Genomic DNA, 22,229 nt, shown 5'->3' on the forward strand with positions numbered 1-22,229 from the left:
AAATGACCGTCACCGTCCGATTCGCGCCATCGCCGACCGGCCATATCCATATCGGAAATGCGCGCACGGCGCTCTTCAACTGGCTGTTCGCGAAGAAGGCCGGCGGGCGCTTCATCCTGCGCTTCGACGACACGGACGTTGCGCGTTCGAAGCAGGAATATGCCGACCAGATCCAGAAGGACCTGTTCTGGCTCGGCATCAAGCCGGACGTGACCGCGCACCAGTCGGCCCGCTTTGCGACTTATGACGCGGCGGTCGAGACGCTGAAGGCCATGGGCCTGCTTTATCCCTGCTACGAGACGGCGGACGAACTGGAGCGCAAGCGCAAGCTGCGCCTGGCGCGGCGATTGCCGCCGGTCTATGGCCGCGAGGCGCTGAAGCTTACGGACGAGGAGAAGGCAGCGCTCGAAGCCGAAGGCAGCAAGCCGCACTGGCGCTTCCTCCTTCCGAATTTCGAGGCCGACCCGTTCGCGCCGCAGCGCACGGAAGTCCACTGGGACGACGTCGTGCGCGGCCCGCAGACGGTCGACCTCGCTTCGATGTCCGATCCGGTTCTGGTACGCGAGGACGGCACCTATCTCTATACGCTCCCTTCGGTGGCCGACGACATCGAGATGGGCGTAACGCACGTCATCCGCGGCGACGACCATGTGACGAATACCGGCGCGCAAATCGCGCTCTTCGAGGCGCTTGGCGCGGTGCCGCCGGGCTTCGGCCATCACAATCTCCTGACGACCAGCACGGGCGAGGGACTGTCGAAGCGCAGCGGATCGCTGTCGATCAAGGGATTGCGCGAAGCCGGGATCGAACCGCTGGCCGTCGCCTCGTTGGCGGTGCTCATCGGCACGTCGGAGAATGTCGCAGCGGTCCACTCGCTCGACGAACTCGCCGACCGTTTCGACCCGGCCGCGACGTCGAAATCGGCGGCGAAGTTCGATCCGGCCGATCTCGACGGGCTCAATCGCGACGTGCTGCACGCCATGCCCTTCGCGACGGCAAAACCGCGGCTCGCCGAACTCGGAATCGAAGGCGAGAAGGCCGAAGCATTCTGGCTGGCCGTGCGTGGCAATCTCGATCGTTTCGATGAGGCGAAGGAGTGGTGGACGATCCTGTCGCCCAAGGGCCGCCCCGGCATTGCACCGTCCGACGAGGATCGCGCATTTCTCGAACATGCCTTCGACGAGTTGCCGGTCGAGCCGTGGGACCAGATGACGTGGAAGATCTGGACCGACCGCGTGAAGCAGGTGACGGGCCGCAGGGGCAAGGCGCTCTTCATGCCGCTGCGGCTGGCCCTCACCGGCCGGGAGTCCGGCCCGGAGCTCGCAAATCTATTGCCGCTTCTGGGGCGGGAAGAAAGCTTGGCCCGACGACCCTGACCGGAGGCTGGTCTGCAAGGTCGCGCAGTTCAGCCTCGATCATTGGCGGTGTTGCGGGAGGGGACGGCCGGACATCTGCGTCAATGGCGGATATGCCGATCACGATCAGGCTGCCCTTGGAAATCGTCGCACGGGCGCGGCCTGGTGGGCGCGCGTCGTCCCCGCCGCATCCAACGACATGGAAGGATGGCGAGGCCGCACGGCAACCAGGCGCCCCATCATTGGCCGTCGACGTGCCGGCAAAGGCAAACATGCCGAAAAGGAGCGTGGCGGCAAATCGTTTCGTTTCGTTCATCCGGCAATCATAGCGATCGCCGGTTAATCCCCGATTGCTTCGCTGGCGGTCTGGCTGGCCTCGACGACCGCGAGCGCGGTCATGTTGACCACGCCGCGAGACGTCACCGAAGGCGTCAGGATATGCGCCGGCCGCGACGTGCCGAGAAGGATCGGGCCGACGTGAAGCGAATCGGTCATCGCCTTGATCGTGTTCAGCGCGATGTTCGCGGAATCGAGATTAGGGAACACAAGCAGATTGGCTTCTCCGGTCAGACGCGAATGGGGAAAGACGCGGTTGCGTAACGCCTCCGAGAGTGCCGAATCGCCATGCATCTCGCCGTCCGCGACAAGGTCGGGGGCGGTGCGGTGCAGGATCTCCGATGCCTGACGCATTTTGAGGGCGCTCGCCGAATCGCGCGAGCCGAAATTCGAATGCGACAGCAGTGCCGCCTTGGGCTCGATGCCGAAGCGACGGATTTCATGCGCGGCCAGGATCGTCATTTCGGCGATGTCCTGGGCGCACGGATCGACCGTGACATAGGTGTCGGTGAAGAAGGTGACGCCGCGCTGCGAGATCAGCATCGACAGCGCCGACAGGTCGGCCACTTCCGGTCGCCGGCCGATGATCAGTTCGACATTGCGCAGATGCCGCTCGAAGCGGCCTTCCAGCCCGCAGATCATCGCATCGGCCTCGCCGCGCATCATGGCAAGCGCCGCAATGACGGTGGTGTTGGTGCGCACCATGGTGCGCGCAGCCTCGGTCGTGACCCCGCGCCGGCCGCCGAGCCGGATCAGGAGATCGACATAGTCGCGATAGCGTGGATCGTCCTCGGGATTGATGATCTCGAAATCGGTCTGCGGCCTGATCTTCAGCCCATAGCGCTTCAGCCGGGTCTCGATGACGGCCGGCCGGCCGATGAGGATCGGCGTCGCGATCGTCTCCTCGATGACGACCTGCGCGGCACGCAAGACGCGCTCGTCCTCCCCGTCCGAATAGATGACCCGATTGGCGCTGGCATTGCGCGCCGCGGCGAAGACCGGCTTCATCACGAGGCCGGAGCGGAAGACGAAGCGCGTCAGCCGGTCGACATAGGCGCCCATGTCCTCGATCGGACGCGTCGCGACTCCGGTTTCCATCGCGGCCCGCGCGACGGCCGGCGCGATGCGCAGGATCAGGCGCGGATCGAAGGGCGAGGGGATGAGGAAGTCGGGACCGAAGATCGGCGTCTCGCCCGAATAGGCGCGGGCCGCGACGTCGGATGGCTCCTCGCGGGCAAGCGCCGCGATGGCGCGCACGGCGGCCATCTTCATCGGCTCGTTGATCGCCGTGGCGCCGACGTCGAGCGCACCGCGGAAGATGTAGGGGAAGCACAGGACGTTGTTGACCTGGTTCGGAAAGTCCGACCGTCCGGTGCAGATCATCGCGTCGGGACGGGCCGTGCGGGCCAGTTCCGGCATGATCTCGGGCGTCGGATTGGCGAGCGCGAGGATCAGCGGCCGCTCGGCCATATGCGCCAGCAGTTCGGGCTTGAGAACGCCGGCGGCCGACAGACCGAGGAACACGTCAGCGCCGCCAATGACGTCGGCCAGCGTGCGCGCGTTCGTGTCCTTGAGATAGGGTTCCTTCCAGCGATCCATTTCCTCGACGCGGCCCTTGTAGGCGACGCCGTGCCGGTCGGTGATCCAGATGTTCTCGCGGCTGGCACCGAGTTCGACGAGAAGGTTGAGGCAGGCCAGTGCCGCAGCGCCTGCGCCGGAGGTGACGATCTTCACCTCGGCGATGACCTTGCCGGCAAGCTCGAGCGCGTTGAGGACGGCAGCAGCGACGATGATGGCCGTGCCGTGCTGGTCGTCGTGAAAGACGGGAATCTTCATCCGCGCCTTCAACTGCTCCTCGACCTCGAAGCATTCGGGCGCCTTGATGTCTTCCAGGTTGATGCCGCCGAAGGTCGGTTCCAGCGCGGAAACGGTCTCGACCATCCGCGCGATCTCAGGCGCGTCGATCTCGATGTCGAAGACGTCGATGCCGGCGAACTTCTTGAACAGGACCGCCTTGCCCTCCATCACCGGCTTGGAGGCGAGGGGACCGATATTGCCGAGGCCGAGCACGGCGGACCCGTTGGAGATGACCGCGACGAGGTTGGAACGCGCCGTGTAATCGGCTGCCAGCGCCGGGTCCTCGTGGATGGCGAGGCAGGGGGCGGCGACGCCGGGCGAATAGGCCAGTGCGAGGTCGCGCTGGTTGCCGAGCGGCTTCGTTGCCTGAATTTCGAGCTTACCGGGTGCGGGATGGCGATGATAGAAGAGCGCCGCCTCGTCGAGATCCGCAGGCGGTGCTTTCGTCGTCTCGACATCCATCATCGCTCGCCCATCCTTGTTCGCCTTCTTTTCATTTCTTGATAGCCCGCGCGGCCATCGGACATTGCTCGCCGGCGCCATGCTGAAATCGGCGCCAACCTATCGCCAGCGACCCTCGAAAGACAACCGTCATACGGCTGTGATCTGACTCACGCCATAGAGCGGGCGACGCAATGACGAGGGCCATCCATGACCGCCACGCCGCGCCGCTTCCGCACGCTCTTCATCTCCGATGTGCATCTGGGGTCCAAACCGGCGAAGGCCGACTATCTGATCGACTTCCTGCGCCATCATGAAGCGGGCCGGATCTTCCTCGTCGGCGACATCGTCGACGGATGGCGTCTGAAGCGCTCCTGGCATTGGCCGCAGGCGCACAACGACGTCGTCCAGAAGCTGCTGCGGCAAGCCCGAAAGGGCTGTCACATCACCTACATCGCCGGCAATCACGATGAGTTCCTGCGCGACTTCCAGGGCACGCATTTCGGCGGCATCGTCGTCGCCGACCGTGTGATCCACGAAGCGGCGGACGGGCGACGCTATCTGGTCATTCACGGCGACCAGTTCGACGCGGTCGTCCACAATTATCGCTGGCTCGCTTATCTCGGCGACAAAGCGTATGACGCCGCCATCGTCATCGGCCGCATCGTCGCGCGGCTGCGCCGGTTGGCCGGTCTGCCATACTGGTCGTTTTCGTCCTGGGCGAAGCTCCGGGTCAAGAAGGCGGTGAATTTCATCAGCGCTTTCCAGAGCGTGCTGGCAGAGGAAGCGCGGCGCTGCGGCGTGGACGGCGTGATCTGCGGCCACATCCACCATGCGGTGATCGAAGAGGTCGGCGGCGTGCGCTACATCAACAGCGGCGACTGGGTCGAAAGCTGCACGGCCGTCGCCGAACATTTCGATGGGACGTTCGAAATCATTCACTGGGCGACGGCCGGCGAGATTGCGGCGCCGGTCCTCGTTCCGGTCGATATCCCCGTGACCGCCGCGAGAGCCGCGTAGCCTAGCCCCAGAGCGCCGGATCGGGCGGAGAGACCAGCGAGCCCGAATAGGCGAGCGCTGGCGTGCGGTCCTTTGCAAGCAGGAGCGGCCCGTCGAGATCGACATAGTCCGCATCCTGCGCCAGCAGAACCGCAGGCGCCATCGCCAGCGACGTGCCCACCATGCAGCCCACCATGACGCCGAAGCCGAGGCTGCGGGCGCGCTCGCGCAGGATGATGGCCGATGTCAGCCCGCCGGTCTTGTCGAGCTTGATGTTGACGGCGTCATAAAGCCCGAGAAGCTGTTCCAGATCGTCGGGGCCGTGGACGCTCTCGTCGGCGCAGATCGGCACCGGATGCGGGATCGAGCGCAGGATCTCGTCCTTGCCCTGCGGCAACGGCTGCTCGATGAGCGAGACCTTGAATTCGGCTGCAACAAGAAGGTGTTCGCGGATGTTCTCCGGCGTCCAGCCCTCGTTCGCGTCCAGAATGATGCGGCTGTTCGGGGCGGAACTTGCGACCGCATGGATGCGAGCGCGATCGTCCTCGGTGCCGACCTTTACCTTCAGGAGCGGGCGGAACGCATTGGAACGCGCCTGCGCGGCCATCTCGTCCGGCGTTCCAAGCGAAATCGTCATCGCGGTCGACAGGGGACGCGGCGGCATCGCGCAGACGTCCGAATGCGCGCGGCGCCCGCCGATCTTCGATTCGAGATCCCAAAGCGCACAGTCGACCGCATTGCGCGCGGCGCCTGCCGGCATCAGGTCGATCAGCGTGCGCCGATCCGCCCCGTCGCGGATCGCGGGCATGACCGATTCGATCACGGAGCGAACCTGATCGAGACTCTCACCATATCGTGAATAGGGAACACATTCACCGCGGCCGACGTTCTGTCCTTCTGTGATCGTGCAGGTGACGACTTCTGCCTCGGTCTTGGAACCCCGCGAAATCCTGAAACTCCCCGCAATCGGGAACCGTTCTATCTCGGCAGAAATGTCACGCCGCATGAGGGAATTCTCCAGTGCTGAAATCGCGTCCCGGTTGGCAAAGTGACAGCCGAGAAAATCGTGAGTAAGACTTCCGCCATGTTCAGGAAACGTGAACCGGAAGCAAGTCAGGCTTCGGCTGAAAACACATTGGCGCGCCCTGCGGTGGAGTGGCGCGACGAGGGCGGTCGCCTTGTCGCGAGGCTGTCAGGGGACTGGGACACGCAGACCGTCGCCGCCGTCGATCGGGAGATGCGCGATCTCGAAGGCCGGAACACGGCCGGGCAACTGGCCATCGACGTGTCGCGCGTCGGGCGCATGGACACCGCCGGGGCGTGGCTGATCGAGCGGCTTGCCCACGCCCATCGCAGCCGCGGGGCCGAGGTTGCCGTGTCCGGCCAGACCGAATCGCTCGGCATCCTTTTCGATGCGGTCGGCGAGGCGCTGCGAAAGCCGGTCGAGCCCCGATCCGACGATCGAATCTCGATCTTCCTGCGTCCCATCGAGGGGCTGGGAAAGACGATGCACAGCCTCTACGGCGATTTCCTCGCCTCGATGCATATTCTGGGCGCGACGATCCGCGGCGGCCAGTTGAAGCTCGGGCGTGGCCATTCGGTGAACCTTGCGGCGATCTTCAACCAGATCGACCGGATGGGCGTCGGCGCGATACCCGTGGTCGTCCTGATGTCCTTCATCGTCGGGGCCATCGTCGCCCAGCAGGGCGCGTTCCAGCTTCGCTATTTCGGCGCCGAGATTTTCGTCGTGGATCTCGTGGGCATTCTCGTCCTGCGCGAGATGGGCGTGCTGTTGACCGCGATCATGGTCGCCGGTCGCTCCGGCAGCGCCATCACCGCCGAGATCGGCTCGATGAAGATGCGCGAGGAGGTCGATGCGCTGACCGTGATCGGCCTCAACCCCGTCGGCGTCCTCGTCTTTCCGCGGCTGGTGGCGCTGGTGATCGCACTGCCCTGTCTGACGGTGCTGGCGAATTTCGCGGCCATCGGCGGTGCGATGACGGTGACGTGGATCTATTCGGGAATCACGCCGGATGCGTTTTTGGACCGGATGCGCGCCTCGATCGACATCGGAACGATCATGGCCGGTCTGATCAAGGCGCCCTTCATGGCGCTGATCATCGGCATCATCGGTTCCGTCGAGGGCATGAAGGTCGGCGGAAGCGCCGAATCGCTGGGACGACATGTCACGACGTCGGTCGTGAAGTCGATCTTCGTCGTCATCGTGCTGGATGGCCTGTTCGCCATCTTCTACGCAGCGATCAATTTCTGAGGGCGCGATGAGCGAAGCGACGATCCAGACCGCTCCGGTCCACCTGCATCCCGCACCCGAACGCGACGTCGTGCTGCGCGCGCGCGACGTGACGGTTTCCTTCGGCAGGGCGACGGTTCTGGAAAATCTCTCGCTCGACGTCTATCGCGGCGAAATCCTGGGCTTCATCGGACCATCGGGCGCCGGCAAGTCGGTTCTCCTGCGCACGGTCCTCGGCCTCAACCGCAAGCAGGCCGGTGCGATCGAGCTTTTCGGAGTGGACATCGACAGGGTTTCCGACCAGCAGCGCGTCGCCATCGACATGCGACTTGGCGTTCTTTTCCAGCACGGCGCGCTCTTCTCCGCGCTGACGGTGAAGGAAAACATCCAGGTTCCGATGCGCGAATATCTCGACCTGCCCAAAAGGCTCATGGACGAGTTGGCGATGCTGAAGCTCGAACTGGTCGGGCTGAAGCCGGACGCGGCCGCCAAGTTCCCGTCCGAATTGTCGGGCGGCATGATCAAGCGCGCGGCCCTGGCGCGCGCGCTCGCTCTCGATCCCGACATCGTCTTCCTCGACGAGCCGACTTCGGGTCTCGATCCGATCGGCGCGGCCGATTTCGACGAACTGGTCGACAAGCTGCGCAATACGATGGGCCTGACCGTCTACATGGTGACGCACGACCTCGACAGCCTGTTCTCGGTCTGCGACCGCATCGCCATTCTCGGCAACAAGAAGGTGATGGTCGACGGGACGGTCGAGGAACTGATGAATTACGACGAGCCGTGGGTGCAATCCTATTTCCGCGGAAAACGCGCGCGCCAGATCGACATGTCCGCGCGCGGTTGAACGAGAGAAGCTGAATGGAAACACGAGCCAATTACGTCACCGTCGGCATCTTCACGCTTGTCGCCATCCTGTCCGCCTTCGCCTTCGTCTACTGGACCGCGGCGGTCGGCGAGCGCGGCGAGACGGCCAGCGTGCGCATCCTGATACCGGGCTCCGCGTCTGGCCTGGGACGCGGCAGCGCGATCCTGTTCAACGGCGTGCGCGTCGGCGACATTCGCCGCGTCTATATCGATCCGCGCAACCCGGCCGCCGCGATCGCCGACGCCGAGATCGACAGGCTGACTCCGATCACCCGCTCGACGCAGGTCGATGTCGGTCTCGCGGGCCTGACCGGACAGGCCAATATCGAACTGCGCGGCGCCAATCTCGACGAGCCGAGCCTTCTCGACGAGGCCGATGCGAACAACACCGTCGCCGAACTGACGGCCAATCCGTCGGCCGTGACGAACCTTCTCGAAAGCGCCCAGTCGATCTTTCGGAGGGCCGACTCGGTTCTGACGGAATTCGAAGGCTTCGCGACCGACGTGCGCGGCCCCCTCGTCGAATCCGCGCGCAACGCGCAGCGCTTTTCCGAGGCGCTCGGACGCAACGCGGAAGGCATCGACACATTCCTCGCCAGCGTCTCGGACCTCTCCGGCACTCTGTCGCGCGTCTCGGGCCAGCTCGAATCGACGCTCGGCGCCGCCGAGACTTTCATCGCCGCGATCGATCCCGATCGCATCAATGCCGTCGTCGGCAATGTCGAGGAATTCACGGGCGATCTGCGCGTGGCCGGCGACGGCCTTGCCAACATCATGGCCAATATCGATCGCGCCTCCGCATCCGTTGCCGAACTGACCGAGAGTGCTCAGGGCACGTTCACGCGCGTCGACGGCGCCGTCGCCAATGTCGAGGCGATCATCGGCGAAGTCGATCCGCAAGTGATTGGCGACGTCGTCGCCAATTTTTCCGCCGCCAGCGACACCATCCGCCAGGTAGCGGCCGACGTCTCATCCGTCGCCGAAACCGTCAGCGGCAGATCCGACGACATCGATGCAATCATATCCGACGCGCGTCTTCTTGGTGAGCGCCTCAATCAGGCATCTCTGCGGGTCGATTCGGTTCTCATGCGCGTCGACGATCTTCTCGGATCGGGCCAGGCGGATGGCGTGATCGCGGACACGCGTGAGACGCTCCGAAGCTTCCGCCAGGTGGCCGACACGCTCAACGAGCGCATCGACAGCCTGCTCGGCTCGGAAGAGACGGAAGGACTGATTGCCGATGCCCGCCAGACGCTCGATGCCTTCCGCGGCATGGCGAACACCATCGATGCGCGTGTCGACGACGTGCTCGGCTCGGAAAACACGCAAGGGCTGATCGCCGATGCGAGCGCCACGCTCGCCGCCTATCGCCAGGTCGCGAACACGCTCAACCAGCAGGTCGGCGTCATCTCGGGCAACCTGTCGCGGTTTACCGGTCAGGGCTTGCGCGAAGTCGATGGGCTGGTGCGCGACACGCGCCAATCGATCAACCGCATCGAGCGTGCGATCACCGATCTCGAGCGCAATCCGCAGCGCATTCTCGGCGGCGGTGCGGGCGAGGTGCGTCAGTTCGACGGGCGCCAGCGCCGATGAGGGAACCAATCATGTCAAATGATAATTCTATGTCGGCGTGCGCGCGAAAATTGCAGCCTCATGCTGCGAACAATCAGTCGGGGGTTGATCAGTGACATTGCGTTTTCGATTTCTGGCCGCTGCCGGACTTGCTCTTTCCTTGTCCGGCTGTGCGTTGCTGGGCGGCGGCCCGGCTCCGCTCGACACGTTCGAGTTGACGACGACGGCGACTGCGGCGAGCGGACCACAACGCGGGCGAACCCAGGTTCTGATCGCCGAACCGACCGCATTGCAGTCGCTCGACGGGCAGGAGATCGTCATTCGAACCTCACCCGGTTCGATCGAGTATCTGTCGGGCGCGCAATGGTCGGACCGCCTTCCGCGGGTTATCCAGGTGCGGCTGTCCGAGGCGTTCCAGGCATCCGGCCGTCTTGGCGGGGTCGGCCTGCCGGGGCAGGGGCTCGCGATCGATTATCAGATCGTGACGGAGATCCGCTCCTTCGGCGTTCGCGTCGACGGCGGCGCGCGCGCCGATGTCGGCCTCTTCGTCAAGGTGCTGAACGACCGCAACGGTTCGGTCCGCGCATCGCGCCTGTTCACCGCACAGGCGCCGGTGGCCGGAACGGGAAATATCGCTTATGCCGCAGCCCTCGATCAGGCGTTCTCGCAGGCGATAAGCGAACTGGTGCCCTGGGCCCTCTCGGCTATGTAGCGGCCGCGTCGCCGATGCAGGCGCGACGCGTGAGCGAGCGGTTCATCGCGTCGATCTGGCCGATGGCGAGATTGCGCCGCCGCACCTCCTCGGCCCGAAGGTCGGGGATCAGCGGACCGACACCCATGAAGCGCGATTCGGTCGACGGCGTGCGCTTCACCGTCTGCGACAAACCGTATTGCGCGGCCAGCGCATTGCGCTCTCCGATCAGTTGCGGGCAAGGCGTGTCGTCATAACGGATCGAATTGACCACCTCCGCTTCGAGACCCTCGTTCAATGTCGTACAGCCGGAAACTGCAAGAAGGCCGAGAGCGAAAACGAGGTGAATGGTCTGGTGCATGGATGGCGGACTTTCGTGAGTTCGGCGGCATAATGCACGGAATCCGGCCATGTTCCAGCTTGATGACGGTTCGGGATCGCGAATCTGCCGCAATCGGTGCTAGAACTCCGTAACGCAGCGGATTCGGGGTGTTTCCGCGCAATCAGGGCAAATGCTGGAGGGAATCTTGACTTCGATGAAGCTCGCCGTCGCTGCGACGGCTCTCATTTTCGCAGGCGGCTGCACGACGGACCCGTTCACCGGCGAACAACGCATGTCGAACACGGCAGGCGGTGCCGCGATCGGAGCGGGCCTCGGCGCGCTCGCCGGCCTTGCCGTCGGCGGCAGCGACCGCGCGCAGCGCAATGCCGTCCTGATCGGTGCCGGCGTCGGTGCGCTCGGCGGCGGCGCCATCGGCAATTACATGGACCGGCAGGAAGACGAACTGCGCCAGCAGCTTCAGGGCACCGGCGTCTCGGTCACGCGCCAGGGCGACCAGATCGTCCTGAACATGCCGTCCAACGTCACCTTCGATACCGACCAGGATCAGGTTCGCGGCGAGTTCTACAACACGCTGAACTCGGTCGCTCTCGTATTGCGTCGCTATGAGCAGACCGTCGTGGACGTCAACGGCCACACCGATTCCACCGGAAACCCTGCCTACAATCAGGGCCTGTCGGAGCGTCGCGCGCTGTCGGTCGCGAATTATCTCAACGCCCAGGGCATCGACGGTCGCCGCTTCGCCGTCAACGGTTTCGGTGATCGCCAGCCGATAACGTCCAACGCGACGCCGGAAGGGCGCCAGCAGAACCGCCGCGTCGAGATCTACCTCGCGCCGATCACCTGACCGGATAAGCAGACGAAACGAGAAGCCCCGGATTTCGGGGTTTTTCGTCAGAGCGCCTTGGCGATCCTGGCCGCCAGCCGGGCGTTGTTCTCGACCAGCGCGATGTTGGTCTTGAGGCTCGCGCCATCGGTGAGTTCCAGCAGCCGGCCGAGAAGATAGGGCGTCACCGCCTTGCCGCTGATGCCCTTGGGGCCGAGTTCGGCTTGCGCCTGCGCGATGTGGCCGGCCATGATGTCAGCTGGAATTTCCTGGTGCTGCGGCACCGGGTTTGCGATCAACATGCCGCCGCGCAATCCCAATTCCTGTCGCGTCCTGTGGAAGCGCGCAATGTCTTCCGCCTCGTCGAGCCTCAGCGGCGCGGGCAGGGGAGAGCGCGACGACCAGAAGGCCGGCATGACGTCCGTCCGGTATCCGACGACCGGAACACCGCGCGTCTCCAGAACCTCCAGCGTCTTTTCGACGTCGAGAATGGCTTTCGCACCGGCCGAGACGACGATGACCGGCGTGCGCGCAAGTTCGTCGAGATCGGCCGAAATGTCGAAGCTCGTCTCGGCGCCCTTATGGACCCCGCCAATCCCGCCGGTGGCGAAAACCCCGATGCCGGCGAAGTCCGCCGCGATCATCGTCGCGGCGACGGTGGTTCCGCCCGTTTTCTTCTGCGCGACGGCGAAAGCGAGATCGGCGCGCGACAGCTTCATTACATTCCGGGCCTGCGCGAGCGCGTCGCGTTCGCCATCGCTGAGCCCGATCTTTATTCGTCCCTCGACGATGGCGATCGTCGCTGGCACCGCGCCTTCCCCCCGGATGATCTCTTCCACCCGTGCCGCCATCTCGCCATTCTGCGGATAGGGCATTCCATGGGTGATGATCGTGCTTTCAAGCGCGACGATCGGTTTGCCGGCCGCCAATGCTGCGGCGACTTCGGCCGAGAGATCGAGATGAGATTGGCTTGGCGTCATTTCAGGCTCCGGGTCACTTCCGGCACGTCGGCCAGGCGGTTCAGCAATTCGGTTTCACCGAAATTCGCGACGACGGTTTCGCTCTGGATCGTCAGCGATGCGGCGGCGATGCCATGGCGCACCGCCTCGCAAAAGTCCAGCCCTTGCAACATGCGCGCCATCGTCACGCCCGCAAGCGAATCGCCGGCGCCCGTCACGTCGCGTACGTCGGGCGTGCGTGGAGGCGCGAGAATCGCGGGCTGGCCGTTGTCCAGCAGAAGCAGGTGCCCGGCGCCCGCCGTCACGACGGCACGCGCGAGATGCGCCGCATCGAGCGCGGCGATCAGCTGATCGTCGCTCGCCCCCAAGGCAAGCCCGGTGATGGCACAGGCTTCGTTGCGGTTCATGAACAGGACTGCAAACGAACCGAGGATCGGCTTCAGTCGCAATATCTTGGCCGGCGAAACGCCGATTGCAAAAAGCGGCCGCGCATCGATCGAGCCGGCCAATCGTTCCAGCGCCGTCTGTGGCAGGTTGGCCTCAGTCAGAATGCCGCTGGCCCTGCCGAGGGCGTCGCGAAAAGGATGACGACGCAACTGCTTGTCGAACGCCTGTTCGTAGAGCGCCATGTCCGCAAAGCCGCAGACGAGTTCGCCGCTTTCTTCCAGAATGGCTGTGTAGCTCGGCGTCGCGCGGTCCAGAAACGTCGCCGAAAGGTCCTCGATCTTCGCTTCGGCGATCGCCTTTTCGACCAGCCACCCGGCAGCGTCGCCGCCGCGCACTGAGAGCATCGCCCCGCTCGCGCCGATCAGGCAGGCATTTCGCAGCGCATTGAACGCGCCGCCGCCGACCTCCTCACGCATCGCTCCGGGATTGGACGCGCCAGGCCGATAGGCGCCGGCGATGACGCCGCGCCGGTCGATATGCGCACCCCCGATGGCCAGAATCGCAGGTCCCGGACTCATGGCGCGATGCTCCTGCGAAGCCGAAGATGCGCACGATATGACGATGACGCGACCCTGGGGAAGGTGGAGAACATAATTCGAACATGCATGGCGAAACGTTGATGTTTCAGTGGCTTGACCCCACTTGCAAAGTGAGAACAAAAAAGGTACAAAAATCCACGGGACACGGAACTGTCCATCTTCGCTGACCAGCACGGGGTATGTATCATGGCTCAGAATTCATTGCGGCTTGTAGAGGACAGATCTGTGGACAAGACAAAGGCACTCGACGCTGCGCTTTCGCAGATCGAGCGTGCATTCGGCAAGGGCTCGATCATGCGGCTCGGCGCGAACGAGCAGGTGGTGGAGATCGAGACCATTCCCACCGGATCGCTCGGACTCGACATCGCGCTCGGCGTCGGCGGCCTTCCAAAAGGACGAATTATCGAGATTTACGGACCGGAAAGCTCGGGCAAAACGACGCTTGCGCTGCACACGGTCGCCGAGGCGCAGAAGAAGGGTGGCATCTGCGCCTTCGTCGATGCCGAACATGCGCTCGATCCCGTCTATGCCCGCAAGCTCGGCGTCGATCTGGAGAACTTGCTGATCTCGCAGCCCGACACCGGCGAGCAGGCGCTGGAAATCTGCGACACGCTGGTCCGCTCCGGTGCGATCGACGTGCTCGTCGTGGATTCGGTCGCGGCACTTACGCCGCGCGCGGAAATCGAAGGCGAGATGGGCGATTCGCTGCCGGGCCTCCAGGCACGCCTGATGAGCCAGGCGCTGCGCAAGCTGACCGCTTCGATTTCGCGGTCCAACACCATGGTCATCTTCATCAACCAGATCCGCATGAAGATCGGCGTCATGTTCGGCTCGCCCGAGACGACGACGGGCGGCAACGCGCTCAAGTTCTATGCTTCGGTGCGCCTCGACATCCGCCGCATCGGCTCGGTCAAGGACCGTGACGAGGTCGTCGGCAACCAGACCCGCGTCAAGGTCGTCAAGAACAAGCTCGCACCGCCCTTCAAGCAGGTCGAGTTCGACATCATGTATGGCGAAGGCGTATCGAAGACCGGCGAACTGGTCGATCTCGGCGTCAAGGCCGGCGTGGTTGAAAAGTCGGGCGCCTGGTTCTCCTACAATTCCCAGCGCCTCGGTCAGGGGCGCGAGAATGCCAAGCAGTTCCTGCGCGACAACCCGGCCGCTGCCCGCGAGATCGAACTGGCACTTCGCCAGAATGCCGGTCTGATCGCGGAGAAGTTCCTCGATGAAGGAAGGCCCGAGGATGGGGACGGCGATTCCGGTTTCGATGATGCGTCGGGCATGTAGGCGCTTCGCATGATGGATGTTGAAGGCCGCCGGCTCGTCCGGCGGCTTTTTTGATGGAAAGCGCCGCCGGTCCCGGACCGTTCGGAAACGTTCCTTTCGGATTTCTGGACAGCGCCGGGACCCGAGGATAAAAGGCCTTTCCTTCCCTGATGTCGGGGCCAGCCAGCACATAAAGGTTCGCAGATGAGTGGCGTCAACGAAATCCGATCGACCTTCCTCGACTATTTCCGGAAGAACGGTCACGAGGCGGTGGCGTCCAGCCCGCTCGTTCCGCGCAACGATCCGACGCTGATGTTCACCAATGCGGGCATGGTTCAGTTCAAGAACGTTTTCACCGGTCTCGAGAACCGCCCCTATTCGCGCGCGGCCACGGCGCAGAAATGCGTGCGCGCCGGCGGCAAGCACAACGACCTGGACAATGTCGGCTACACCGCGCGCCACCACACCTTCTTCGAGATGCTCGGCAATTTCTCGTTCGGCGACTATTTCAAGGACGAGGCGATTCATTTCGCCTGGAATCTGATCACGAGAGAATATGGGATCGACGCGAGCCGCCTCGTCGTGACCGTCTATCACACGGACGACGAGGCCGCGGCGCTCTGGAAGAAGATCGCCGGCCTTGCCGACGAGCGCATCATCCGCATCGCGACCAGCGACAATTTCTGGGCGATGGGCGATACCGGCCCGTGTGGGCCGTGCTCGGAGATTTTCTACGACCATGGCGAGAGCATTCCCGGCGGTCCTCCCGGCAGCCCGGACGAGGATGGCGACCGCTTTATCGAGATCTGGAACCTCGTCTTCATGCAGTACGAGCAGATTTCGAAGGAGGAACGGATCGACCTGCCGCGCCCGTCGATCGACACGGGCATGGGCCTGGAGCGCATCGCAGCCGTCCTTCAGGGCGTTCACGACAATTACGACATCGATCTTTTCCGCGCCCTAATCCGCGCCTCCGAGGAAGCGACGGGTGTGAAGGCGGAGGGCAAGAGCCGCGCCAGCCACCGCGTTATCGCCGACCATCTGCGTGCCTCGAGCTTCCTCATCGCCGACGGCGTGCTGCCGTCGAACGAAGGCCGCGGCTATGTCCTGCGCCGCATCATGCGCCGCGCCATGCGCCACGCGCAGTTGCTCGGCGCGGCCGACCCCTTGATGTGGCGGCTGGTGCCGGCTCTCGTGCGCGAAATGGGCCAGGCCTATCCCGAACTGGTGCGCGGCCAGGCATTGATCACCGAAACGCTGAAACTCGAGGAAACGCGCTTCCGCAAGACGCTCGCACGCGGCCTTTCGCTGCTTTCCGACGCAACGGAGACCCTCGGCGAAGGCGACCGTCTCGACGGAGAAACCGCTTTCAAGCTCTATGACACCTACGGCTTCCCGCTCGACCTGACGCAGGACGCGTTGCGCCAGCGCGGCATTTCCGTCGATACGGATGCCTTCACTTCGGCCATGGAGCGGCAGAAGGCGGAGGCCCGCGCCAACTGGTCCGGCTCGGGGGAGGCTGCGACCGAAACCGTCTGGTTCGGCATTCGCGACAGGGTCGGCGCGACCGAGTTCCTCGGTTACGACACCGAAGCGGCCGAAGGCGTCATCTCGGCCATCGTCATGCATGGCGCTCAGGTCGACGATGCTTCGCAAGGCGACGAAATTGCGGTCGTCGTCAACCAGACTCCGTTTTACGGCGAATCGGGCGGGCAGGTCGGCGATGCCGGCCGCATGATCGGCGAAGGATTCGCAATCGACGTCACCGACACGCAGAAGAAAGCCGACGGCTTGTTCGTCCATTTCGGCCGCGTGACATCGGGCACGGTGAAGACCGGAGCGGCAGTCGAACTCAAGGTCGATGCGGCGCGCCGCGCGCGCATCCGCCGCAATCATTCCGCGACCCATCTGGTTCATGAGGCGCTGCGCGAGGTGCTCGGCACGCATGTCGCCCAGAAGGGCTCGCTCGTCGCGCCCGACCGCCTGCGCTTCGACTTTTCCCATCCCAAGCCCATCGCGGCCGAGGAACTGGCGCGCATCGAGGAACTTGCCAACGAAATCGTGCTGCAAAATGCACCGGTGACGACGCGACTGATGGCCGTGGACGACGCGATCGCAGAAGGGGCGATGGCGCTCTTCGGCGAAAAATATGGCGAGGAGGTCCGTGTCGTGTCGATGGGCATGGCGCTCCACGGCGACAAGGCCGGCCAGAGCTATTCGACCGAGCTTTGCGGCGGAACGCATGTCGCCGCCACCGGCGACATCGGCATCGTGCGTCTTCTGACCGAGGGTGCCGTGGCCTCGGGCGTTCGCCGCATCGAGGCGCTGACGGGCGAGGCGGCGCGGCAGCATCTCGACGAGCAGGACAAGCGCCTGAAGGCGGCGGCGACCGCGCTGAAAGTCGCTCCGGCGGATGTCGTCACGCGCCTTGAAGCCGTTCTCGACGAGCGCAGGAAGCTGGAGCGAGAACTTGCCGACGCCCGCAAGAAGCTGGCGCTCGGCGGCGGCGCAGGTCCGGCCGGCGCGCAGGAAGCGGAAACGATTGCCGGTGTCGGCTTCCTCGGCCGCGTCGTCTCGGGCGTGTCGGCCAAGGATTTGAAGCCGCTCGCCGATGACGGCAAGAGCCAGGTCGGCTCCGGCATCGTCGTCTTCGTCGGGACGGATGATGGCAAGGCGAGCGTCGTCGTCGGCGTCACCGACGATCTGACGAGCCGCTATAGTGCGGTCGATCTCGTCCGCGCTGCATCTGCGGCCATCGGCGGCAAGGGTGGCGGCGGTCGTCCGGACATGGCGCAGGCCGGCGGCCCCGATGCGGCAAATGCGGACGCGGCCATTGCGGCGGTTCGCGAAGCGCTCGCCGGCTGAATGGCCTGATGCCGGAATGAAAAAAGCCGCGGGAGTCCGCGGCTTTTTGTCCATATGAACGACCGTCGATCAGTCGTTCCAGATTTCCATCGAACCGACTGCGGTAGCATCCGCGTTGAGCACGAGCTGGTTGTTTTCCCAGGTGAACTGGTCAAGCGGGACAACGACGTCCTGATCGGCAAAGCCGCCATTGCCTTCGAAGTCGACCACGAGAGCCGTTGCGGTGCCGGCTTGCGTTCCGACCACCTCTTCGACCTCGCCGACTTTCTCGCCGCCGGCATAGACGTCCCAGTCGTCGATCTGGTCGACGGTCGCGTTGAGCGCGGGAACCTGAACATTGTCTTCGATCTCGACCCATGCCGTCTGTGCGAATGCAGAGCTGGCCAGAAGGGCGGACGAGACGAATGCGAGGGTAACGGTCTTGGCGAACATGGACTGCTCCTTGAAATTGATACTCGCCTTCAATGCACGAGGGATGGTTTGGTTCGCCGAATAACGCGGTTTGTATAAATGAAAGGGCGGCCGAGGAAGCCGCCCTGTTCAATTTACATTCAGCCTGGTCCTCAGGCGGCCATCGCCTTTTGCAGGTTCTCGTCGACCTTGTCGAGGAAGCCGGTCGTCGAGAGCCAGGGCTGGTCGGCACCGATGAGAAGCGCCAGATCCTTGGTCATGTGACCGGATTCGACGGTCTCGATGCAGACGCGCTCGAGCGTCTCGGCGAAGTTCTTCAGTTCTTCATTGTCGTCGAGCTTGGCGCGATGCGCGAGGCCGCGCGTCCACGCGAAGATCGACGCGATCGAATTGGTCGAGGTCTCCTGACCCTTCTCGTGCTGGCGGAAATGGCGGGTCACCGTGCCGTGGGCGGCTTCGGCCTCGACGGTCTGGCCGTCCGGCGTCATCAGCACAGAGGTCATCAGGCCGAGCGAACCGAAGCCCTGCGCGACCGTGTCGGACTGGACGTCGCCGTCATAGTTCTTGCAGGCCCAGACATAGCCGCCCGACCATTTGAGCGAGGCCGCGACCATGTCGTCGATCAGCCGGTGCTCGTAGGTGATCTTCTTTTCCTTGAACTTGTCCAGGAACTCGGTCTCGTAGACTTCCTGGAAGATATCCTTGAAGCGGCCGTCATAGGCTTTGAGGATCGTGTTCTTGGTCGAAAGATAGACCGGATAGCCGCGCAGAAGGCCGTAATTCAGCGAGGCGCGAGCGAATTCGCGGATCGAATCGTCGAGATTGTACATCGCCATGGCGACACCGGAGGCTGGCGCATCGAACACTTCATGCTCGATGACCTGGCCGTCCTCGCCGACGAACTTGATCGTCAGCTTGCCGGCGCCGGGAAACTTGAAATCGGTCGCGCGATACTGGTCGCCGAAGGCGTGGCGGCCGACGATGATCGGCTGCGTCCAGCCCGGAACGAGGCGCGGCACGTTTTTCATGATGATCGGCTCGCGGAAGATGGTGCCGCCGAGGATGTTGCGGATCGTGCCGTTGGGCGAGCGCCACATCTTCTTGAGGCCGAATTCCTCGACGCGCGCTTCGTCCGGGGTGATCGTCGCGCACTTTACGCCGACGCCGTACTTCTTGATCGCTTCGGCCGCGTCGATGGTGATCTGGTCGTCCGTCGCGTCGCGGCTTTCCATGCCGAGGTCGAAATATTTCAGGTCGACGTCAAGGTAGGGGTGGATCAGCTTGTCCTTGATGAACTGCCAGATGATCCGCGTCATCTCGTCGCCGTCGAGTTCGACGACCGGATTTGCCACCTTGATCTTCGCCATGAGAAATGCCTCGCTGTCTGTTGGGAGAAGGCGCGACCAGAGCGGGACGCGCCGGGAATTTGCGGCCCCTATAGCATTGTGCGCCCGGAAGGCAAAGCCGAACGGACGCAAGGCTTTGGACGCAATGGGGAGAGGTTCGAATGAGCGGCGACGTGCGGTTTTTCCGGTTCGATACCGGCCAGATTTCCCTCAATGTCGCCGAGATGGGGGATCGAGGCAAACCACTGATAATCTGCCTGCACGGCTTTCCCGAATATTGGGCGGCGTGGGAAGGCGTGATGCGCGCGCTTGCGGATGATTTCCATCTCGTCGCACCCGACCAGCGCGGTTTCAACCTGTCCGACAAGCCGCAGGGCGTCGACGCCTATCGATCGAAGCACATCGTCGCCGATCTTGCCGCGCTCGCCGACCATCTGTCGCGCGATAGGCCCTTCGTGCTCGCCGGCCACGACTGGGGCGCGTCGATCGCCTATGCCTACGCGTTCGCGCATCCCGAGCGCCTGTCGCATCTCGTCATCGCGAACGGCGTTCATCCTGCGCTTTTCCAGCGCGCGATCTCGCACGATCCGGAGCAGCGCAAGGCGAGCCAGTACATGAACCGCCTGCGTGCCGAGGGCGCCGAGTTGCGCATGGCGGAAGACGACTATCGTCGCACCTTCAACATGCTGTCGGGATTCTCGAAGACGGCGTGGATGAACGAAGACGAACGCACGCGTTATATGGAAGCGTGGAGCCGGCCCGGCGCGATGACCGGGATGCTCAACTGGTATCGCGCTTCACCGATCGCCGTTCCCGCCATCGGTCAGCCGGCCGCACATTCGCCGATCGACGACATGCCGGATGCGGCAATGCGCGTTCGCTTGCCGCATCTTCTGCTCTGGGGCGAGGCGGACGAGGCCCTGCGTCCGGTGACGATCGCGGATCTCGCCGACTATGCGCCCGACCTGATCGTTCGACGCTTTTCCGACAGCGGCCACTGGATCTTGCATGAACGTCCGCAAGCCGTGGCAAGTGCAATCCGCGAGTTCGTCGGCTGACGCCTGTTCCGTTTTTTCCGCGCCTGTGCCAGTGGTGAATCCGCATCGATGAACGGGAAAGACATGGCAGGCACCGACCGCGACCGCACGCTGATCCAGGAAGGACCGGCGATCATCCTCGTCGAGCCGCAGCTTGGCGAGAATATCGGCATGGTCGCGCGTGCCATGGCGAATTTCGGCCTGGCCGAACTGCGCCTCGTCAACCCGCGCGACGGTTGGCCGAGCGAGAAGGCCAGGGCTGCCGCTTCGAAGGCGGATCATGTCATCGACAAGGTCCGCGTCTTCGAAACGCTTGCCGAAGCGATCGCCGACCTGAACTACGTGCTCGCCACCACGGCCCGCCAGCGCGACGGCTTCAAGCCCGTGCGCGGGCCGGTTTCGGCGGCGGGTGAGCTGCGCCGACGGTTCGGCGCGGGCGAGGGGATCGGAATCCTCTTCGGGCGCGAGCGGTTCGGCCTCGACAATGAGGAAGTGGCGCTCGCCGACGAGATCGTCACCTTCCCGGTCAATCCCGCCTTCGCCTCGCTCAACATCGCGCAGGCCGTCCTCCTGATGTCCTATGAATGGATGAAAAGCGGTTCGGAAACCGAGCAGGTGCCTTTTTCCGGCCCCGTCATCGAGCAGGCGCCGAAGGCGATCTTCGCCGGTTTTTTCGACCATCTGGAATCGGCGCTCGACGCGCGCGGCTACTTTCGTCCTGCGGCGAAGAAGCCGCGCATGGTCGACGCCTTGCGCGCGGTGCTGACCCGGCCGGGCTTCAGCGTCGCCGAGATAAAGCTCCTGCGCGGGGCCCTGAACTCGCTCGACTACTACTCCCCGAAAGAGCCGCGCGGCGCGGGATATTCGAAACGCAAGGCCGAGGCGGACGCGCAGGGTCGCGAGCCGGGAGACGCGGATGGCTGACCGGCCGATCATCCTGTTCGATTCAGGGATTGGCGGCCTGACCGTCCTGCGCGAGGCACGCGTCTTGATGCCCGACCGGCGCTTCGTCTACGTGGCCGACGACGCGGCGTTCCCCTATGGCGACTGGGAGGAAGAGGCGCTCAAGGCGCGGATCGTCGAGCTTGCCGGCAAGCTGATCGCCGAGCACGACCCGCTGGTCTTCGCCATTCCCTGCAACACGGCCTCGACCTTGGTTCTCCAGGATCTGCGCGCCTCCTATCCCTCGACACCCTTCGTCGGCACGGTGCCGGCGATCAAGCCGGCTGCCGAGCGTACACGCTCCGGGCTGATCTCGGTTCTGGCAACGCCGGGAACGGTCAAGCGCGCCTATACGCGCAATCTGATCCAGTCCTTCGCGACCAGATGCCATGTGCGGCTCGTCGGCAGCCAGTCGCTGGCGCGTTTTGCCGAGGCGCACATTCGCGGCGAGCCCGTCGATACGGATGCGATCCGCGCCGAGATCGAGCCCTGCTTCGTCGAGCAGGACGGCCGGCGCACCGACATCGTCGTCCTTGCCTGCACGCATTATCCCTTTCTGGCCAACGTGTTCCGGCGACTCGCGCCCTGGCCGGTCGACTGGCTCGACCCGGCAGAGGCGATCGCGCGGCGCGTTCTGGCGCTTCTGGACAACAAGCCGGCCGGCGGCGGCGACCGCAATGTTTTCGACCACGCGGTATTCACCTCGGGCAATGCCGATTTTGCGGTCAACCGGCTGATGCAGGGTTTCGGGCTTCAATCAATCGCCCGGCCTTGAAATCACGGCTCCGTGCCAGCCATATAGGGCTTGGCCATATAGGACTTGGAATGGCGGCTGAAGCCGTGTATTGAGCCGCGTCGCCCCGCGTCACCTTTCGCGGG

19 protein-coding genes are annotated in these 22,229 nt (G+C 64.2%); 12 read left to right on the forward strand and 7 right to left on the reverse strand.

The window, feature by feature from the left end; genetic code table 11:
• Window positions 1-2: 2 nt before the first annotated feature.
• Entirely contained in the window at window positions 3-1,376 is a 1,374-nt protein-coding gene (gltX, locus tag PZ895_RS09070; protein ID WP_275838695.1) for a glutamate--tRNA ligase, read from the forward strand.
• 318 nt (window positions 1,377-1,694) lie between these two features.
• On the opposite strand, the gene PZ895_RS09075 is transcribed toward gltX, so the two are convergent.
• The gene (locus PZ895_RS09075; RefSeq protein WP_275838920.1) at window positions 1,695-4,010 is read right to left on the reverse strand and encodes an NADP-dependent malic enzyme; all 2,316 of its coding nucleotides are present in this window, start codon (window positions 4,008-4,010) and stop codon (window positions 1,695-1,697) included.
• Window positions 4,011-4,199: 189 nt separating this feature from the next.
• Here PZ895_RS09075 and PZ895_RS09080 point away from each other — a divergent pair, with 189 nt between their 5' ends.
• The gene (locus PZ895_RS09080) at window positions 4,200-5,009 is read left to right on the forward strand and encodes a UDP-2,3-diacylglucosamine diphosphatase (RefSeq protein WP_275838696.1); all 810 of its coding nucleotides are present in this window, start codon (window positions 4,200-4,202) and stop codon (window positions 5,007-5,009) included.
• A gap of 1 nt (window position 5,010) precedes the next feature.
• On the opposite strand, the gene dgcA is transcribed toward PZ895_RS09080, so the two are convergent.
• Window positions 5,011-5,994, reverse strand: coding sequence for an N-acetyl-D-Glu racemase DgcA (gene dgcA, locus PZ895_RS09085; RefSeq protein ID WP_275838697.1), 984 nt, complete (start codon window positions 5,992-5,994; stop codon window positions 5,011-5,013).
• A 78-nt stretch (window positions 5,995-6,072) separates the two neighbouring features.
• Here dgcA and PZ895_RS09090 point away from each other — a divergent pair, with 78 nt between their 5' ends.
• From PZ895_RS09090 to PZ895_RS09105, 4 genes are all read left to right on the forward strand, one after another.
• Complete coding sequence (locus PZ895_RS09090) at window positions 6,073-7,260, forward strand: MlaE family lipid ABC transporter permease subunit (protein ID WP_275838921.1); 1,188 nt, start codon at window positions 6,073-6,075, stop codon at window positions 7,258-7,260.
• A 7-nt stretch (window positions 7,261-7,267) separates the two neighbouring features.
• Window positions 7,268-8,089 (forward strand): ABC transporter ATP-binding protein, encoded by an 822-nt coding sequence (locus PZ895_RS09095; RefSeq protein ID WP_275838698.1) that lies wholly within the window; start codon window positions 7,268-7,270, stop codon window positions 8,087-8,089.
• Window positions 8,090-8,103: 14 nt separating this feature from the next.
• Window positions 8,104-9,702: an MlaD family protein gene (locus PZ895_RS09100; protein WP_275838699.1), complete on the forward strand. Its 1,599-nt coding sequence runs from the start codon at window positions 8,104-8,106 to the stop codon at window positions 9,700-9,702.
• 91 nt (window positions 9,703-9,793) lie between these two features.
• A complete protein-coding gene (locus PZ895_RS09105) occupies window positions 9,794-10,393 on the forward strand; it encodes an ABC-type transport auxiliary lipoprotein family protein (RefSeq protein WP_345803521.1) in 600 nt (199 codons plus the stop codon).
• Here the strand turns inward: PZ895_RS09105 and PZ895_RS09110 are convergent.
• Window positions 10,386-10,733, reverse strand: coding sequence for a hypothetical protein (locus tag PZ895_RS09110; protein ID WP_275838700.1), 348 nt, complete (start codon window positions 10,731-10,733; stop codon window positions 10,386-10,388). The genes PZ895_RS09105 and PZ895_RS09110 overlap by 8 nt on opposite strands.
• Window positions 10,734-10,908: 175 nt before the next feature.
• Here PZ895_RS09110 and PZ895_RS09115 point away from each other — a divergent pair, with 175 nt between their 5' ends.
• Entirely contained in the window at window positions 10,909-11,559 is a 651-nt protein-coding gene (locus tag PZ895_RS09115; protein WP_275838923.1) for an OmpA family protein, read from the forward strand.
• A 47-nt stretch (window positions 11,560-11,606) separates the two neighbouring features.
• Here the strand turns inward: PZ895_RS09115 and PZ895_RS09120 are convergent, their stop codons facing one another.
• Window positions 11,607-12,518, reverse strand: coding sequence for a pseudouridine-5'-phosphate glycosidase (locus PZ895_RS09120; RefSeq protein WP_275838701.1), 912 nt, complete (start codon window positions 12,516-12,518; stop codon window positions 11,607-11,609).
• Window positions 12,515-13,462: a carbohydrate kinase family protein gene (locus PZ895_RS09125; protein ID WP_275838702.1), complete on the reverse strand. Its 948-nt coding sequence runs from the start codon at window positions 13,460-13,462 to the stop codon at window positions 12,515-12,517. Before PZ895_RS09125 ends, PZ895_RS09120 begins: the two co-directional genes overlap by 4 nt.
• A 207-nt stretch (window positions 13,463-13,669) precedes the next feature.
• Between PZ895_RS09125 and recA the strand changes: the two genes are divergently transcribed.
• Together recA and alaS are read left to right on the forward strand one after the other, a co-directional pair.
• On the forward strand, window positions 13,670-14,770 hold the full coding sequence (gene recA, locus PZ895_RS09130) for a recombinase RecA (protein WP_275838703.1): 1,101 nt from the start codon (window positions 13,670-13,672) through the stop codon (window positions 14,768-14,770).
• A 183-nt stretch (window positions 14,771-14,953) separates the two neighbouring features.
• Complete coding sequence (gene alaS / locus PZ895_RS09135; RefSeq protein ID WP_275838704.1) at window positions 14,954-17,614, forward strand: alanine--tRNA ligase; 2,661 nt, start codon at window positions 14,954-14,956, stop codon at window positions 17,612-17,614.
• 69 nt (window positions 17,615-17,683) lie between these two features.
• Here alaS and PZ895_RS09140 read toward each other — a convergent pair whose 3' ends face one another.
• The gene (locus tag PZ895_RS09140; RefSeq protein ID WP_275838705.1) at window positions 17,684-18,046 is read right to left on the reverse strand and encodes a PRC-barrel domain-containing protein; all 363 of its coding nucleotides are present in this window, start codon (window positions 18,044-18,046) and stop codon (window positions 17,684-17,686) included.
• A 131-nt stretch (window positions 18,047-18,177) separates the two neighbouring features.
• Window positions 18,178-19,392 carry an NADP-dependent isocitrate dehydrogenase gene (locus PZ895_RS09145; RefSeq protein ID WP_275838706.1) on the reverse strand — a complete coding sequence of 405 codons (1,215 nt, stop codon included), beginning with the start codon at window positions 19,390-19,392 and terminating at the stop codon, window positions 18,178-18,180.
• Between the two features lie 140 nt (window positions 19,393-19,532).
• Between PZ895_RS09145 and PZ895_RS09150 the strand changes: the two genes are divergently transcribed.
• The 3 genes from PZ895_RS09150 (at window position 19,533) to murI (ending at window position 22,125) form a co-directional block, all read left to right on the forward strand.
• Window positions 19,533-20,429, forward strand: coding sequence for an alpha/beta fold hydrolase (locus tag PZ895_RS09150; protein WP_275838707.1), 897 nt, complete (start codon window positions 19,533-19,535; stop codon window positions 20,427-20,429).
• A 63-nt stretch (window positions 20,430-20,492) separates the two neighbouring features.
• Window positions 20,493-21,332, forward strand: coding sequence for an RNA methyltransferase (locus PZ895_RS09155; RefSeq protein WP_275838708.1), 840 nt, complete (start codon window positions 20,493-20,495; stop codon window positions 21,330-21,332).
• Window positions 21,325-22,125: a glutamate racemase gene (gene murI / locus PZ895_RS09160; protein ID WP_275838709.1), complete on the forward strand. Its 801-nt coding sequence runs from the start codon at window positions 21,325-21,327 to the stop codon at window positions 22,123-22,125. The genes PZ895_RS09155 and murI overlap by 8 nt, the downstream gene beginning before the upstream one ends.
• The last annotated feature ends 104 nt before the right edge of the window (window positions 22,126-22,229 follow it).

The sequence above is a fragment of the Mesorhizobium sp. YIM 152430 genome, assembly GCF_029210365.1.
Classification (GTDB): Bacteria; Pseudomonadota; Alphaproteobacteria; order Rhizobiales; family Rhizobiaceae; genus Aliihoeflea.